Genomic DNA, 17,157 nt, shown 5'->3' with positions numbered 1-17,157 from the left:
CATAATTACTTTAGCTGCCTATGAAACTGTTAGTCGTAGAAGACCATGAGCAGCTGAGTACCAACATCCGTGCTTACCTCAACCAGGAAGGATATGTCTGTGAAGTTGCCTCTAACTATCAGCAGGCAGTAGAGAAGCTTTACGCTTATCAATATGATTTGGTAGCGCTAGATCTAATGTTGCCAGATGGTAATGGGTTGGATTTGTTAAAGGCGATCAAAGAAAACTGGCCTCATCTGTGTGTTTTGATCATTTCAGCGAAGAATGCTTTAGATGATAAGATACAAGGATTGAACCTTGGTGCAGATGATTATCTCCCTAAACCGTTCCACCTGGCAGAGCTTAATGCACGCTTGAAAGCAATTTTCAGACGCAAAAACCAGCAAGGAGACAATAGTGTTCGCTTTGAGGAAATTGCCTTGAATACCGACAACTTTGAAGTGAAGATAAATGAAACACTCCTAGACCTGACTAGAAAGGAGTTTGAAATGCTTCAATACCTACTTCTTAATCAAAATCGTGTGCTAACGAAGCAGTCTATAGCAGAGCATCTATGGGGAGATTATATGGATACAGCAGATTCGTTTGATTTCGTATATCAGCACATCAAAAACCTTAGAAAGAAGATTACTCAGGCTGGTGGTAATGACTATATCCACACGGTATATGGAGTGGGCTACAAATTCAAGAAGTCAGCATGAAACTGATTGTTAAAATCACTTTTTTCTTCATGCTTATTGCCTCTCTGGTCTTTGTTGTAGGAGCTATGTTCTCCTACAATGCTATGAGCAGAGAGATTACGTTGGAAGAACGCTATTTTCTAGAAGAAAGACTTCAGTCAGCAATTAGGTATTTGGAAAGAAGAATGCCCACTGAAGAGATTCGGAGAGAAAAACTGATTATAACGCCACTAGATAGTACCGCTCAGGAAACAGAACCTATGTTTTCTGATACTCTGGTAACACATATTACCCTTCAACGCATTGAGCCGCATTCCAAGCTTGATGTTGTTAAAAAGATCAATGATAAAGCCTACTACAAGATCACCTTATATGACCTGGTAGTCGAGGAGGATGATATCAAAGATGCTGTTCAGGAGTCTATGGTGAAGACTTATTTGCTACTTTTTGTTGTCACGTTAGTTTTGAGTCTCATAGCCTCATTTTATGTGTTTGGTCCTTTTCAGAAAACATTGGACATCATTAGAAATTTTTCTGTGAAACACGAATTTGAAGAGTTTTTTCCCAACACCTCTACTTCAGAATTCAAGAAATTAAACCAGTTTATTATTAATATGATGCGTGGTGCCCGAAAAGACTATCTGGCTCTTAAAGAGTTTTCAGAGAATGCATCTCATGAGATTCAAACGCCTTTGTCTATCGCTCAGGGTAAATTGGAGCTGTTAATGGAAAGCAACGATGAGCTAACTGAAGAGCAAATGGAATTGATTTCGTCAGCGTTGTATGCACTTAAAAGATTGAGCAAACTTGGTAATTCACTTTCCTTATTGACCAAGATCGAGAATCAGGAGTTCTCAGATTTTAGCTCTGTTGATATGACGAAGTTGGTTAGCCGATTCTTATTTGATTTCAAAGAATTGGTGGAATTGAAAGAGATCAAGATGTTCTCAGAAGTATCCCCAGACGTTCAGGTCGCTGGTAATTTGGTGCTTTTGGAATTACTGGTTACCAACTTATTAAACAATGCTGTACGGCATAACCATTCTGGAGGCGAAATCTATGTTCGATTAATGCCTAATAAACTAGAAGTGAAAAATACGGGTGAAGCTCTGAAAGTTGACGCAAATGATATTTTCAATCGATTCAAAAAAGGATCTGACAATCCGGATTCGCTAGGGTTGGGGCTTAGTATTGTCAAAAGAATTTGCACTGAGCATCAGTTTGACATAAAATATACACGAGCGGACGAACAACATTGTTTTACAGTCAGTTGGTAGGCTAAACGGTGAAGGGAAATTCTTCCTCAGAATTCCTTCAGAATTCCAACAAAATTGACTCAAACTGTGATTGTAGCTTTGCTTAAAATTCAAAAAACCTTGAAACAATTATTAACCATCCTAATGCTATTAACAGCAGTGCTGACTCATGCCCAGAGCTCAGTTACTGGTAAACTCGTGGACAGCTCCACCAAAGAGCCCCTGGCCTTCGCCACCATCAGCTTATTAAACGCATCTGATTCAAGCTTGATTACAGGTGCGGTTACAGATATGGATGGTAAATTCCTGATTAAAGTTGAAAACGGAAAGTATGTAGCAAGAATTCAATTTGTTACATATGAAATGAAAGAAATAGCGGTAGAGTTATCTGGCAATAGTCGTGACTTGGGTACTATCAACATGAGTCCATCTAATACAGAGTTGGAAGAAGTAGTAGTTCAGGCAGAGCGTACTCAGATGCAGCTAAATCTTGATAAGAAAGTATATAACGTAGGAAAGGACCTGAGTAATCTTGGAGGTTCAGCTTCTGATATGTTGGATAATTTACCTTCCGTAGCTGTGGATGTAGAGGGTAATGTACAGCTGAGAGGAAGTACCAATGTAAGGATTCTAATCAATGGTAAGCCATCTGGTTTAGTAGGAATGTCAAGCAGTGATGCTCTGAGACAGCTTCAAAGTAATCTGATAGAAAGTGTAGAAGTAATCACCAATCCATCAGCAAGATATGATGCTGAAGGTCAGGCAGGTATCATTAATATAATCTTGAAAAAAGACGCTCAAAAAGGTTTGAATGGATCTTTTCAAGCTACTACAGGTTATCCTCACAATCATGGTGCTGGTATCAACATGAACTTCAGAAAGAACTGGGTGAATTTCTTCGTGAATTACGGATTTGATTACAGAAGAGCTCCAGGTACTAGCTATACCAACCAGCAGTTCTTTTTTCAGGATACCGTTTATCAAACAGATGGTAGCTATGCACTGAGAGACAATACATCGTTCTCGGATCAAAGTTATGATCGATCTAGAGGTGGTTTTTCTAATAACGTACGTTTTGGAGCAGACTTCAACGTGGGTGAAAATAGTACGTTGACAGCTTCGATGTTATATCGCTATTCAAATGACCTCAATTACAATGACCTGACGATTCTAGATTACGATGCGGATAGAGAATTGCAGATGTATACGCTCAGAGAAGACACCGAAGAAGAGGTAGATAGAAATCAGGAGTACTCATTAAACTATGTAAGAGATTTTCAACGAAAAGACCATCAGCTGACTGCCAATATTCAATATCAAGATAATTACGAAAATGAAGTTTCTGATATCATCCAAACTTTAGGCGCGAGTCCTAGTGAGGTGGAAGAATCAACTTTCCAATATGTAGATAATGTTCAGGGAGAGAATCAATTAATGCTTCAACTGGATTATGTGCGCCCTTTTGGTGAAAAAGCGAAAGTTGAACTGGGGTACAGAAGTACTATAAGACAAGTATATAACGATTATGTCGTTGAAAACTCAACAGATGGGGAGGTATTTACCGAAATTGATTCCTTCACATTTGACTTCAGCTACAACGAAAATGTCCATGCCTTTTATGGAATCGTTAGTGATCAATTAGAGAAGATTTCCTGGCAATTAGGATTGCGATCAGAAGTTACAGATATCAGTGGTGAACTTACAGAAGCAAGTGATATTCGTTTCAATTATGTGAACTTCTTCCCAAGTGCCTTTTTTACTTACAAAACAAAGGGATTGTCTCAGTTTCAATTGAGCTATAGTAGAAGAATCAATAGACCAAGATATAGAGACTTGAGTCCTTTGAGTTCTTTCACAAATAACCGAAGTTTCCGAGTTGGAAATCCAGAGTTGCAACCTGAATTTACAGACTCTTATGAGTTTGGGTACTTGCAGAATTTTGAAAGTTCTTCTATTTATTACGGTATCTATTATCGTCATACTGATGACCCTATTCAGCGAGTAAGTCCTAGAGCAAATGGAAACATTACCTACACTTACACAGAGAATTTAGGTGTTCAGAATTCTTATGGAATCGAGGTGAACGCCAATCAGGATTTTACTGAGTGGTATCGTTTGAGTGGAAACTTTAATTTCTACAGACAAATCACTGAAGGTTTTGCTTACGACCAGGACCTTTATGCTGAAACAGTAACCTTTTCTACGAGAATCAGTAACAATATTAAAATAAAACAGTTATTTACAACACAGGTAAACTTGAATTACCGTGCACCTGAAAATCGTCCTCAAGGAAGAAGAGAAGCGATAACCGTATTGGATTTAGGTTTTTCTCGAGATTTGTGGAACAAAAAAGGCTCTTTAGCACTTAGTGTAAGAGACTTGTTTAACTCCAGAAAATATCGATTTGAAACAGAAACTTCAAACTATATTTCTGAGTCAGAGTTTCAATGGAGAAGAGGACCACAATTTGTGTTGACATTGAACTATCGATTGAATCAATCGGATAGAGATCAACGCAAAGAAGGAGGTCGTGGTGAGAATGGTTATGAAGGTGGAGGAGATGATTTCAAACCTTAAGAAGTAAGGTATCAAAAGATATATTTCATTTTAGTTTAGTTTGGTTAGATTGATGATTATCCGGTACTTCCGACTTCAGTTGGGAGGCCGGATTTTCTATTTTATAGCCATTCATTCCCAAATTATATATAATTTACAATTGTGAAAGAAACCTTTTAGGTAGTTGATCGTATTTAATTTACAATTGTGAAAATAATGGAAGAGGAGAAAGTTCAACTCGGAGAATTTGAGGAATTGGTGCTGTTAATCACGGCTATACTGCATGAAAATGCATACGGTGTTAAAGTTCTTGATGAGATCGCATCTCAAACCGGAAGAAAAGCCAATATCAGTGGTGTACACACTGCTCTGGATCGATTGGAAAAGAAAGGTTACCTGGAGTCTTACCTTGGAGGGGCAACAGCCGAACGAGGAGGAAGAAGAAAGCGCTTTTTTAAAGTGACCAATCTCGGAATCCAGGTGTTGGAGATCAATCATCGAGTTCGGAATACTTTATTTAGTCAAATTCCAGAGGCTTTACTTCAAAACAAATGAGAAGCAAACCTGAGCCTCCAAAGTTCGCCATGAAATTGCTTCAGTGGTTTTGTAAACCATGGTATGTAGAGGTAATAGAAGGTGATCTTTATGAGCTTTTTGATCGTGAGGCTGAACACTCTCCTAATGTGGCCAGGTGGAAGTTTACCTGGAATGTTATCCGTTTTTTTCGCTGGCGTTACATCAAGGATCTTGATGATTTTCTACCTAAAAGTCCATTCGGAATGTTCAAAACCTACTTTAAAGTTTCTTTTAGAAACATGGCTAAAAATAAGGTTCAATCCCTGTTAAATATCATGGGGTTGGCAATTGGTATCGCATGTTGTGTAATCATTCTCACACATGTGAGTCACCAAACGAGCTTTGATAAAGACATTCCTCAAGTGGAAGACATCTATCGAGTAACAATCAATGGCAGAGGACCATATACTCCTGCTCAACTGGTCAAATACATGAAAGCTGACTATCCTGAAATACTTAATGGTACCCGATTGGGAGGCTTAGGAGAAGTAGTGATTAAGCAAGGAGACCAATTTATTAAACAACAGAATGTATTGATGGCGGATAGTACGTTCTTCGATTTGTTTCCGAACACATTCATTAGAGGTGAAGCTAAGACAGCCTTAAATGGACCTAATGATGTTGTTTTGACGGAGAGTATGGCACAAAAGTACTTTCCTGAGAAGGATCCAATTGGAGAAACGATCGAAATTGATGAGGTGAAATGTGTGATTAAAGCTGTGGTTAAAGACGCTCCACGAGCAACTACTATTCCTTACCAGATCATACAATCTATACCATGGGAGAAATGGGCTACTACGGGAAACTGGACTGGAAATAACTTTTATTCATATTTCAAATTAGCTCCAGGTGCTGATCCTGAGATTTTAGAATCGAAGTTTCCTTCGTTCATAGAGAAATATATGGGTGATGAAATATTGAAATTCAATCCTCAGTACAATTCTTATCAGGAGTTTGTTCAGGACAACAATCAGCACACTTTTGTGCTCATACCAATGCGGGATATTCATTTGCACCATCCCAGATTAACACTTGGAACCCCGGGAAATTACAATAATCTAATCATTTTCTCTTTGGTGGCTCTTTTCATACTGCTGTTGGCTTGTATCAATTATGTCAATATGGCAACCGCAAAATCTTCATTGAGAGCCAAGGAAATCGGCATACGTAAAGTGTTAGGTTCAGTGAAAAATTTGATAGCCCAGCAGTTTATGGTTGAGTCTTTTGTGGTAACAGGAGCGGCCATTTTTATAGCAATAGGACTGACACTATTGGTTTTGCCTTATTTTAATTTGATTAGTGAGAACCAATATGAAGTGCTGGACATCATTAGTCTAAGAAATATTGGTTGGTTCTTTGTTATTTGGGTTGTTGTGGGACTTTTGGCGGGTCTATATCCAGCTAGTTTTCTGTCTTCTTTTAAACCTATAGCTGCTTTGAAGGGAGAGTCAAAGACTGGAGGAAACCAAAGACTGAGATCTTCTTTGGTGGTTTTACAGTTTGCTATATCCATGTTTTTAATGGTTGCAACATTCATCGTCTATGCACAGCTGCGTCATATGAGTAACCGCAATTTAGGTTTGGATGCCGAACAGGTGTTTATTCTTTCTGATGCCGACAAAATAGTGAGCAAAATGGATCGGTTCAAATCTCTGCTAATGGGTAATTCCAATATATCGAATGTTGCATTCACCAGTGGGTATCCATCAGGTATAATAGCTGATTGGGGATATCATTCAACAGGTGAGAACGTGGTGTCTGTTGACCCTCTGAATGTGTTTGCGGATCCGAATATACTTGATGTTTGGGGCCTTGAACTAACTGAGGGAAGATTTTTTGAACCTGGATTGAAAAGTGATTCAATGACCATTGTCATCAATGAACAATTACAATCGGAATTAGGGTGGAAGGATCCAATTGGCAAAACCTTGTCCAGAGGTGGAGGGCAGGATTTTCGCGTGATAGGAGTGGTTAGAGATTTTGTTACGCGTTCTGCCAAAAATCAGGGAAGCTCTTTGCTGTTCCGATGGTCCTCAGCATCTACTCCATTTGCGAACCACTTTGCTTCAATTAAGGTTAAAGGGAACATCACTGATGCGTTGGATCATATTGACAAAACCTGGGCTGATTTATTACCAGGTTATCCGATGGATGGCCAATTTATGGATGATTCATTTCAGAGACTATACGAAGGGGAAAAACGCTTTGGTAAAATGTTTACTGGAGCATCGGTTCTAGCTATAATCATAGCTTGTATAGGGCTGTTTTCCTTGACAGCATTCATATTGGAAAGAAAGAAGAAAGAAATAGCCTTACGTAAAGTTATGGGCGCTAGAGTGGATCAATTGTTTTATGGAGTCTCCAGGTACTTTGTAAGGCTAGTGTTGATTTCGGCGGTTTTAGCTATTCCTATTTCATTTTATGTGGGAGACTTCTGGCTATCAAGTTATGTAGACAGAATCAGTTTAAACACTATGATTTTTTTAATACCACTGCTGTTAATGTTGGTAATCTCATTGATTACTATTTCTTATCAAACGTACCGATCAGCTATTAAAAACCCGGTGGACGCTTTGAAAGAGGAGTAATGTTGAAAAAGTTGCCCTTAAGTTGTTGATTTTATACGGTTTATGGAGAATCATATTGTGTGTGAAAATATTGGTACGTACTTTTACTAACTGATTTGCTTAGTTGAGTAAGTGAATCACTTTGCTCGAATAAGTAAATCACCAATATGGCTAATAGATTAATTCAATTCTCTGCTTTTCTCACTTTTGTTTTCTTAACATCTTTTGTTGCAAATGCTGCAACTCGTGATATCATAACAAATTGGGGACAATGGCAATACACTACGACCTGGGAGGGCGGGATAGCTCCTGTAGATGGTGATGATATTACATCCGATGTAAATAATCTCAACACAGTTGTAGATGGTTCAATCAATTTGACTTTGACTGGCATGGCTTTTACCAAAGCTACTTCTATAACATTGTACTCTGGAGCTATTTTGACAGTTAATGGAGATATAACTAACAGTGCGAATTTGACCATTTATGTGCAAGGAGGGGCGACATTAATTGTGAATGGAGAAATTGACTCAGGTTCTGGTAATGTAATTATTACCGTTGATAATGGAGGTACATTGGTGTCTACAGGCGGAGTAACCTCTGGTGGTAATAGTAGTAGGATTACAGCTGGAGGAGATATTACTTTTGATGGAGTGGTAGCTGTTGCTAATAATTTGGATTTTGATGTGTATAATACCGGAACCTTAGAAGTTGGAGGGTTATCCACCGGAAATGGAGCGACTGTTACTGTTGATGGAGATGTGAAAGTTAATGGGGACGTAAATCTTGGAAATAATACCCAGATGGACGTTTATAACGGTAGTTCGTTTACCACTACAGGCGATTTTACTGCTGGTGGAGGTAATACAAGATACAATGTCGACGGTGCTTTCGTTGTAGGTGGGAATTTGGATTTAAGTGGAGAACCAATGGATATAGACGGAGGTAGTGGATCTGTTGTCGTCGGAGGTACTTGTGAAAGCTTAGATGGTACACCTGGAGATTCAGATCGAATAGAGTGTAGTGTTACCAGAGAAGTAGCTTTACCGGTAACCTTAATAAACTTTGAAGGAAGAGAAAGGGGGAATATGGTAGTTTTAGATTGGTCTACTGCCACAGAGGTGGATAATGATTATTTTACTATAAAACGATCGTTTGATGGTTTGGAATTTACTAATCTAACCTTCGTGCAAGGTTCTGGGACTACAAATAGTATTAGCTATTATCAGTATGAAGATTACATTGGTGGTTCGTCCAAAAATAAGCCAGTTTATTATGAATTATCTCAAACAGACTATGATGGCTCTTATGAAAAACTTAAGGTAATCGTGTTGGGTAAGGGTGAACTGAGCCAAATGAGCCTATTGCCTAATATGGTTGATAGTAATGGTTCTATCAATGTTTCTGGAGCTACAGCTGAATTGTCATGGAAAATTATTTCACTTTCTGGTATTGCATTGAAAAGTGGAGACTTTATCGATTCATCTAAAATATCCGTGGATGGTTTAAATAATGGTCACTATTTCTTGCAAGTAGAGTCAGCTTCAGGTGAAAGTAGATCAATGCGATTTGTGGTTAAATAAGCCTCAGGTTATTATTAGCCTATAATAAACAATTTACTATTCTCATACCTTTTACACAGCAATTCAACAGGGTATTGGCTTATGTATATAGGTGAAAATCTCCCTTTTAGTACAATAAGTCCTTTATTTAGTCCTATTTAACGAATATTTCTTACTAGTCAGGTTGTTCCGTGCGTACTTTTACTAAGTGATTTACTTATAAGCTTACAAGTGAATCACCAGCAACCATTTGTAGAAAAACGCATGATACGATCATTTTTTATAGCAGTTAATTTTTTCATTGGATTCTATCTGATACAGACTACTGGATATACTCAGTGTCCGACCGGTGACGTATCTGGAAATGTTACACTCACCAGCAGCTGTACTATCAATACTTCTATAGAAATAGATGGCAATCTTTATTTGAATGGAGATTTGACTCTAACTGGAGGTGCAGTTCTTACAGTGACAGGAGATATCATTGTCAATTATGTCGGAAGTACAACAACCTACACAGTGTCTGGTGGTACAATCAATGCTAATGCAATCACAACAAATAATAATTCCATCCTTGCATTTTCAACTACTGAGGTGAATTTAACTAATGGATACACCGGAGGATATCATGGAGGGCTAACATTGTCTTCTGCAAGTCTTCATGTTGGAGCTGGATATACCGAGGATTTTCAAGGTGGTGGAGGACCGGTCACATTAAACAATTCAACGATAACAACAGGAGGAGATTTTTTTGCTAGCCAGTTCACTGATTATGTTTTGATCAACAACTCATCAATTGAAGTTGGTGGTAATTTTAGTACTGGAAATTCAGTTGATTTTACGGTAACAGATTCACAGTTAGATGTTAACGGAACGGTAAATATCAGTCAATATTCTAATTTTCTGTTTACCGATAGTGAATTCGGATCAGGTGGAGCTTTAACTACCAATAATGGTGTAGTTATAGATTTAGATGGGTCAGATTTGAATGTTTCTTCGGGAAATCTCACAAATGGTTATCAAGCATCAATTACAGCTTCTAATGGCAGTTCAATTAGTGTTTCAAATGGCGATTTTGTTATGTCCAACGAATCTTCATTTGACGTCACGAATTCTGATGTAATTATTGAAGGTAATCTGGATAATAATTGGTTAGCTGATATTGATATCAATTCCGGAAGTACTGTTTACGTAACGGAGGATGTAGCTAATGACGGGTCGATCACGGTAGATGGAGGAACATTGAGCTACGGTGGATCTTATTCAGGTACAGCTACATCTTCAACATCTGGTGATACTGCATGTGGAGATGGTTGTTGTGGAGATTGTTCAGCATATGACAATAATTTGGAGCGTACTAAAAGTAATATTTATGGTGCCTGGGAAACCAATTCCAATTGGGTAGATGGTACAGCTCCTTCCAGAACAAACATTAGTAGTGACGTGTCCATTTTTGGCTATATCTATACAGGAGGCTCAGTGACTACCGCCAGTTCGGGGGCTAAGACAATGACAATTTTTGATACATTGGTGGTGTATGGAAATTTAACCTTTAGAAGTAATTCTGATATTTTGGATATTAAGCCAGGAGGAGTTTTGGTGGTGATGGGAGATCTTACCCTTAAAAATCAAATCACGGTTGCTTCTGGAGGAATAATAGCTGTTAGTGGTAACTTCACAAAAGAAGGTTCTTCGGGTCAAGGAAGTTATTCAGGAGACGGTGTTGTATATGCAGGTAGTTTTGATTCAGGTGATGATGCATGGGTAGATGGTGGTGGAGGTAGTGACCAGTCCAAAACCATTGACCAGTTATCTGATGATGGCTATATCGAATTAGAGAATTTTATTACTGGAGGAGGAGTTACTCCTTTGCCAATTACCCTACAATCGTTTAAAGCAGAAAAAGTAAACCAGTCAGTTTACTTGCAATGGGTTACAAGTTCTGAGCTTAATAATGACTTTTTCACCATCAGTAAATCGCGGGATGGAGTTGAATTTACTGAAATTGCAAGAGTAGCAGGTAGTGGAGATTCTAATGAATTGAATAGCTATAGCTATACTGACCCTGTAGTTCTTGATCCAGTGATCTATTACCAGTTAAGTCAAACTGATTTTGATGGAACTACTGAAATTGTAGCTGTTGAGCGAGTTGGCAATCCTACGGCCAATATCAAGCTTTCACTCTATCCAAACCCAGTACAACAGAATTTTGTGACAGTGCAAAATGCGACTGCAGATATGAAATGGGAATTACTTGATTTGTATGGAGTAGCACTTCAAAGTGGTGATTTCTTGTATTCAAATGAAATCCAATTGAATGCAACTACTCCATGTGGAGTCTATTTAATGAAGGTTTCTGGGCCTGATTTCACTACCTTGATTAGACTAGTTAAAAAGTAAGTTTGCTTATATAAGGTCAGTGACGTGCTCGATCTGACCTTGATATTTTTCTACAGTAATACCAAATTTGCGTAAGAAGTCAACGCCTTCGTCATTAGCTATTTTCTTATGCTCGGCATAGGAGTTGAGATAGATTACTTTATCAATGCCTGCAGTATAGATGATTCGAGCACAGGCTAGACAAGGAGATAACGTCACATAAAGTGTAGAGCCTTCTACCGTAGCTTTGTTTTTTACCGCATAAAGTATGGCATTCTGTTCGGCATGGATAGCTAATGAACAGCCGCCTTTCGAGTCTCTTGGACACCCATCTTCAGGAAATTCATCGTCACAGTTGTGTGTTCCGGCTGGTGGGCCATTGTACCCGATAGAGATGATGCGGGTATCCTTGGTTAGTACAGCACCTACATGTCTTTTAATACAGTGACTTTTCTTGGCGAGATTCACTGCCAACTCCATAAAGATATCATCAAATTCAGGCTTATTCATAGGTCAAAATTATGTGATCAAATTGAATAGTTATGGGATTTTTGGTATTTATCGAAAGGATTTAAATACTGGCCGTTTTTCTGACTGAACTAAGCCAAAATTTATAGGTTCTGATTGAATTTTGTGACATATTTATACCCGGTTCGTGAAGCATAACATACAATTTTCAAATTAAAATACCACCAATAAATGAGCGATTTTGGAATTTTCAGTATTGCCATAAGTTGTAGCGTCATCTTTTTAATAGGTGTGCTTTATTTCATTTTAAGGAATTCATTTCTGTTCCGGCTGGGTGTAAGGATTGTTGTTGTCTGTGCCATCATAGCTTTTCTAGGATTTATTGCAGGAAACTTTGGCTTAAAGCACTTATTGTGGGCTGTGCCTATGGGTGTAGGTGGCGTGCTCGCGATCTTCCATTTTCTAATCAAAAAAGTCAGAAACCCTATTCTTCAAATAACAGAAGGGTTGGAAGTTTTAAGGCAGGGAAATACTGATATCACTATTGATCAAAAATACATGGTCAAGAACGATGAAATTGGGGATGTATTTAAGTCATTTGATAAGTATATAGATACTATAAAAGAAGTTGGATCTTTTGCAGAAGAAATAGGCAAGGGAAATTTGGATGCTGATTACTTTGTTAAAAGTGATTCGGATAGTCTCGGAAAATCTTTGGTCTTAATGCAAGATCAGTTAAAGGGAGGAATTGATGATATCAAGCGTGTAGTTCAAGAGGCAGGGACTTATGGCAATCTTAGTGTAAGAGTTGATATTGGAGATAAAAGTGGGGCATGGAAAGAATTAAGTTTTTCCGTTAATGAGCTGCTAATAACTTTTGCCACACCAATTGCTCAGGTAAATCAAATTGTTGAAGGATTATCACAAGGTAATTTTAGTGGAAGGTATATTCAGAAAGCTGAGGGAGATATTGGTCGATTAAAGAATAATTTAAATGATGCTCTAGAGAAGCTGGAGAGTTTACTCAGAGGAGTAATTTCTAATGCTGAAGAAATAAAGAGCTCATCAACAGAAATGTTGCTTACAAGCCAGGAGATGAGTATCAATACCAGTGAAATTGCAGCTTCTATTGGTCAAATGAGTACGGGTGCACAAACACAGGTAGTCAAAGTGGATGAGGCATCATCAGTTGTAGAGATGGTACGTAATACCTCTGAGCAAATGGGTAAGAAAGTAGAGGAAATCAATGAGACCACCTTAATAGGGTCTGATCTTAGTGCTCAAGGGATGGAAATGTCAGACGAAGTGCTTAAAAGTATCTCTGAGATTTCAGAATATGCTTCCAATGCTAATCGATCCATGGAAGTCTTGGAAGATCGATCGAGTCAAATAAGTAAGGCACTAAGTGTAATTACTGAAATATCGTCACAAACTAATTTGTTGGCATTGAATGCTGCAATAGAGGCAGCCCAGGCAGGGGATGCTGGTCGCGGTTTTGCGGTTGTAGCGGAGGAAATTAGAAAGCTGGCTGAAGATTCAAAGAGGTCTGCTAGAGAGATTGAAGAATTGGTTGTTAATGTCCAAAAAGATACTTCAGATGCCAGTCAAGCCATGGATGAAATGAATGAACGTATTGGGGTAGGACAGGTCAAATCAAAAGAAGCTTCTGAGACATTCCAAAAGATTTTTGACTCTTCCAAGAGTAGTTTACACTTATCAGGTGAGATCCTCCAATCAGTGAAGGAGCAAATGGATAAAATCACTTCAGTTGTTTCTATATCTGAAAATATTGTCGTCATTGCCGAGCAAACTGCTGCGGGAACTGAAGAAATCGCAAGTTCTGCCTCAGAGTTATCTTCAGGAATGGAGTCATTTAACCATAAAATTTCCCAGTTTAGGCTTATTTCAGATTCATTGAAGGAAGTGACTGATCAATTGGTTTTGACGAAATTTGATGATGGCGATGCTGTAGAGTTATTTAGTCCAGATGAAGATGATTTCCAATGAGATTAATCAAGGGTAATTCTATACTTTGTCAATGAATCTATCATAGATACTATCTACCTTCATCATATCAAATCAATCACAAAGAGGATTGAGACCAGTCGAAAGAAACTTTATAGTGTACGGACTAATACGTCACAGTTTTTACAATCTATGAGTGTATTGTCTACACCAAAACCCCACCGATCGTGGGGTTTTATTATATAATCAATAACATATTAACTCTCTGTAACTTAGGTTACATATAATCGTGATCCTAATCACGGGCGACTCGTTCAAGGGTCATTTGGCCTCCAGTGGTGCTATTCTACCTTGCTATTGCAATCAAGAGCACCAACATGAAAACGAACAGAAGAAACTTTATTAAAATTTCCGGAGCTGGAATCGGAACTGCCGCCATAGGAAGTTCAGTTTTCAGCTGGGCAAATGGCGATCTTCTTAATAGTGCAATCCCTACACCAACATTTACTTCTAAAACTCCAACGTACTGTGAGGTGTGTTTTTGGAAATGTGCGGGATGGGTGACCAAGGATGAAAATGGAGAAATTTGGAAACTGGAAGGTCATAAAGATGATCCACACTGCAATGGAAGATTATGTCCGAGAGGTACGGCTGGAGTAGGTATGTACCACGATGAAGACCGATTAAAAACACCACTAATTCGCGTAGAACAAAACGGTAAACAAGTCTTTAAAAAAGCTTCCTGGTCTGAAGCTTTCAAGGTGATAGGAGATAAGATGAAAACTATCGCCAAAGAGTACGGACCTGATAGCATGGCATTATTTACTCATGGTTCTGGTGGTAAGTTCCTAGGTCATACCCTGAAAGCGTATGGGTCTTATAACATTACAGCACCAAGTTTTGCACAATGCCGAGGACCAAGAGAAGTAGCGTTTATCTCTACATTTGGAGAAGGAGTCTATTCACCAGAGCGTACCGATATCAGAGATACCAGATGTTTAGTGTTAATAGGTAGTCATATTGGTGAAAACATGCACAATGGCCAGGTTCAGGAAATGTCTGAGGCCATAGATAAAGGTGCTACTATCATTACTGTTGATCCGCGATTTTCTACGGCGGCCAGTAAATCCAAATTCTGGTTACCAATAAAGCCTTCCACAGACATTGCATTGTTGCTTGCCTGGATTCATGTCATTATCAATGAAGAGTGGTATGATAAGGAATATGTGGAGAAAAACACTTTTGGATTTGATCAATTGAAGGATCACGTTCAAACATTCACACCGGAGTGGGCCTATGGTATTACGACCATAGAACCCAAAGTAATCAGGGAAACTGCCAAAGAAATGGCCAATGCGTCCCCAGCGGTTATTGTACATCCTGGTAGACATGTGACCTGGTATGGTGATGATACTCAGCGGTTGAGAGCAGTAGCTATTTTGAATGCACTACTTGGATCATGGGGTCGAAGAGGTGGATTTTACAATCCTGATAAGGTGAGTATCCCTGATTTTCCACATCCACCATATCCTAACCCAAAGCATACCTGGAAGGATGCGGCAGATGGAAAATTCGATTTGGCAACAGAGGTCGTTTCGAACGCTTTGGTGGATGCGACCATTCCAAATGAGAATAGAGACTGGAACATCAAAGGATGGATTGTCAACGGCACAAATTTGATACATACACTGCCTGATCAGGAGCGCACTTTCAAAGCAATTGAGGCATTGGATCTGCTGGTTGTTATTGATACCATGCCAATGGAGATTACCGGTTATGCTGATGTGGTGCTGCCAGAATGTACTTATCTGGAGCGCTATGATAGCATCCGAAATTCTCCACATAGAGAGCCGGTCATTTCTCTACGAATGCCAGCAGTAAAGCCAAAATATGATTCTAAACCTGACTGGTGGATTGCTCAGCAATTAGGGTTTGAGCTAGGTTTGGATGAATACTTCCAGTATAAGGACATAGAGGAAGTGCTGGATTGGCAGCTTAAAAAAGTGGGAAGTTCTTTGGCAGAAATGCAAAAGATTGGAGTGAAAAAGTTGAAACGGGAATATGATGATTTGTACTTCCTGGAAGGTCAGGAGAATCTTTTCAATACCAACACGGGTAAGATAGAACTCTATGCGACGGATCTTGCTAATGCTGGATTTCCTCCAATGCCAGTGTATACAGAACACGCTCAGCCACAGCCTGGTTTCTATCGGTTGAATTATGGCCGGGCTCCTGCACATACATTCAGCAGAACCTCTAACAATCCTAATCTAGTGGATATTATGCCTGAAAATGAGCTTTGGGTGAACCCTAAGGTGGCAAAACAATGGGCACTCAAAAATGGGCAGTATGTCTGGTTGAAAAATCAAGATGAAAAGGTGTCTACTTTCTCCATTAAGGTTCGAATCACTGAGCGAATCCGTTGGGACTCTGTCTACATGGCTCATGGATTTGGGCATACACAAAAGAAACTAAGTCGCGCCTTTGGAAAGGGTGCGAGCGATACAGAACTCATTAGCAATGTGATGTACGATCCAGCAATGGGAGGTACAGGCATGCGTGGAAATTTTGTAACCATATTGACTGAAAAACCTGAAACTGTAGAAGCATCATGAGATACGCAATGGCTATTGACACCAAGAAGTGTGTAGGGTGCAGCGACTGTGTTGTTGCTTGCCAAATAGAGAATAAAGTACCTGTTGGCTTCTGCCGTGATTGGATTGTAGAAACGACTACAGGTACTTACCCAAATCTGGAGACGGAATATCGATCAGAAAGATGTCATCATTGTGCCAATGCTCCATGTGTACGTTGCTGCCCAACGGGAGCAAGTCATATAGAAGAGGGTGGTGTGGTATTAGTTACTCCTGATCTGTGCATTGGTTGTGGTGCTTGTATTGCTTCTTGTCCTTATGATGCACGCTACCCTCATCCTGACGGATATGTAGATAAGTGCACCTTCTGTATTCATAAAGTGCGAAAAGGGGAGCAACCAGCATGTGTGGAGGTTTGTCCTACCAACTGCTTGTACTTCGGTGATTTGGATGATCCAAATAGTGACGTTTCTAAGAAAATCAAGGAGCGTAAATACAAACGACTTAAAACTGAGGCCGGTACTGATCCTCAATTGTACTTCTTAATCTAAACT

General features: G+C 39.1%; 11 protein-coding genes. 10 read left to right on the top strand and 1 reads right to left on the bottom strand.

Features of this window, described 5'->3' with window-relative positions; genetic code table 11:
• The first annotated feature begins 20 nt into the window (after nt 1-20).
• The 7 genes from NXS00_RS14345 to NXS00_RS14315 all read left to right on the top strand — a co-directional run bounded on the left by NXS00_RS14345 (nt 21) and on the right by NXS00_RS14315 (nt 11,597).
• A complete protein-coding gene (locus tag NXS00_RS14345; RefSeq protein ID WP_258099909.1) occupies nt 21-701 on the top strand; it encodes a response regulator transcription factor in 681 nt (226 codons plus the stop codon).
• Complete coding sequence (locus NXS00_RS14340; RefSeq protein ID WP_258099908.1) at nt 698-1,957, top strand: sensor histidine kinase; 1,260 nt, start codon at nt 698-700, stop codon at nt 1,955-1,957. The genes NXS00_RS14345 and NXS00_RS14340 overlap by 4 nt, the downstream gene beginning before the upstream one ends.
• Nucleotides 1,958-2,056: 99 nt before the next feature.
• Nucleotides 2,057-4,513 carry a TonB-dependent receptor gene (locus NXS00_RS14335; protein WP_258099907.1) on the top strand — a complete coding sequence of 819 codons (2,457 nt, stop codon included), beginning with the start codon at nt 2,057-2,059 and terminating at the stop codon, nt 4,511-4,513.
• Nucleotides 4,514-4,708: 195 nt separating this feature from the next.
• Nucleotides 4,709-5,047, top strand: coding sequence for a PadR family transcriptional regulator (locus tag NXS00_RS14330; protein WP_258099906.1), 339 nt, complete (start codon nt 4,709-4,711; stop codon nt 5,045-5,047).
• A complete protein-coding gene (locus NXS00_RS14325; protein ID WP_258099905.1) occupies nt 5,044-7,656 on the top strand; it encodes an ABC transporter permease in 2,613 nt (870 codons plus the stop codon). Before NXS00_RS14330 ends, NXS00_RS14325 begins: the two co-directional genes overlap by 4 nt.
• A 146-nt stretch (nt 7,657-7,802) precedes the next feature.
• Nucleotides 7,803-9,218: a T9SS type A sorting domain-containing protein gene (locus tag NXS00_RS14320; protein WP_258099904.1), complete on the top strand. Its 1,416-nt coding sequence runs from the start codon at nt 7,803-7,805 to the stop codon at nt 9,216-9,218.
• Nucleotides 9,219-9,461: 243 nt separating this feature from the next.
• On the top strand, nt 9,462-11,597 hold the full coding sequence (locus NXS00_RS14315) for a T9SS type A sorting domain-containing protein (protein WP_258099903.1): 2,136 nt from the start codon (nt 9,462-9,464) through the stop codon (nt 11,595-11,597).
• A 6-nt stretch (nt 11,598-11,603) separates the two neighbouring features.
• Here NXS00_RS14315 and NXS00_RS14310 read toward each other — a convergent pair whose 3' ends face one another.
• Nucleotides 11,604-12,086, bottom strand: a complete 483-nt coding sequence (locus NXS00_RS14310; protein WP_258099902.1) for a deoxycytidylate deaminase — start codon at nt 12,084-12,086, stop codon at nt 11,604-11,606.
• 189 nt (nt 12,087-12,275) lie between these two features.
• Here NXS00_RS14310 and NXS00_RS14305 point away from each other — a divergent pair, with 189 nt between their 5' ends.
• The 3 genes from NXS00_RS14305 to NXS00_RS14295 all read left to right on the top strand — a co-directional run bounded on the left by NXS00_RS14305 (nt 12,276) and on the right by NXS00_RS14295 (nt 17,154).
• Nucleotides 12,276-14,051 carry a methyl-accepting chemotaxis protein gene (locus NXS00_RS14305; RefSeq protein ID WP_258099901.1) on the top strand — a complete coding sequence of 592 codons (1,776 nt, stop codon included), beginning with the start codon at nt 12,276-12,278 and terminating at the stop codon, nt 14,049-14,051.
• Nucleotides 14,052-14,386: 335 nt separating this feature from the next.
• Nucleotides 14,387-16,624: a molybdopterin-containing oxidoreductase family protein gene (locus NXS00_RS14300; RefSeq protein ID WP_258099900.1), complete on the top strand. Its 2,238-nt coding sequence runs from the start codon at nt 14,387-14,389 to the stop codon at nt 16,622-16,624.
• Nucleotides 16,621-17,154, top strand: a complete 534-nt coding sequence (locus NXS00_RS14295; RefSeq protein WP_258099899.1) for a 4Fe-4S dicluster domain-containing protein — start codon at nt 16,621-16,623, stop codon at nt 17,152-17,154. The genes NXS00_RS14300 and NXS00_RS14295 overlap by 4 nt, the downstream gene beginning before the upstream one ends.
• Nucleotides 17,155-17,157: the final 3 nt, after the last annotated feature.

It is taken from the genome of Marinoscillum pacificum, from assembly GCF_024714495.1.
Lineage (GTDB): Bacteria > Bacteroidota > Bacteroidia > Cytophagales > Cyclobacteriaceae > Marinoscillum > Marinoscillum pacificum.
The sequence above is the reverse complement of the archived record's forward strand: the minus strand, read 5'-3'. Positions and strand labels throughout refer to the sequence as shown.

Coding starts and splice junctions, on each gene's coding strand:
- NXS00_RS14325 (WP_258099905.1), top strand. CDS start 5,044: ATGAGAAGCAAACCTGAGCCTCCAAAGTTCGCCATGAAATTGCTTCAG.
- NXS00_RS14295 (WP_258099899.1), top strand. CDS start 16,621: ATGAGATACGCAATGGCTATTGACACCAAGAAGTGTGTAGGGTGCAGC.
- NXS00_RS14340 (WP_258099908.1), top strand. CDS start 698: ATGAAACTGATTGTTAAAATCACTTTTTTCTTCATGCTTATTGCCTCT.
- NXS00_RS14305 (WP_258099901.1), top strand. CDS start 12,276: ATGAGCGATTTTGGAATTTTCAGTATTGCCATAAGTTGTAGCGTCATC.
- NXS00_RS14330 (WP_258099906.1), top strand. CDS start 4,709: ATGGAAGAGGAGAAAGTTCAACTCGGAGAATTTGAGGAATTGGTGCTG.
- NXS00_RS14310 (WP_258099902.1), bottom strand. CDS start 12,086: ATGAATAAGCCTGAATTTGATGATATCTTTATGGAGTTGGCAGTGAAT.
- NXS00_RS14315 (WP_258099903.1), top strand. CDS start 9,462: ATGATACGATCATTTTTTATAGCAGTTAATTTTTTCATTGGATTCTAT.
- NXS00_RS14300 (WP_258099900.1), top strand. CDS start 14,387: ATGAAAACGAACAGAAGAAACTTTATTAAAATTTCCGGAGCTGGAATC.
- NXS00_RS14345 (WP_258099909.1), top strand. CDS start 21: ATGAAACTGTTAGTCGTAGAAGACCATGAGCAGCTGAGTACCAACATC.
- NXS00_RS14320 (WP_258099904.1), top strand. CDS start 7,803: ATGGCTAATAGATTAATTCAATTCTCTGCTTTTCTCACTTTTGTTTTC.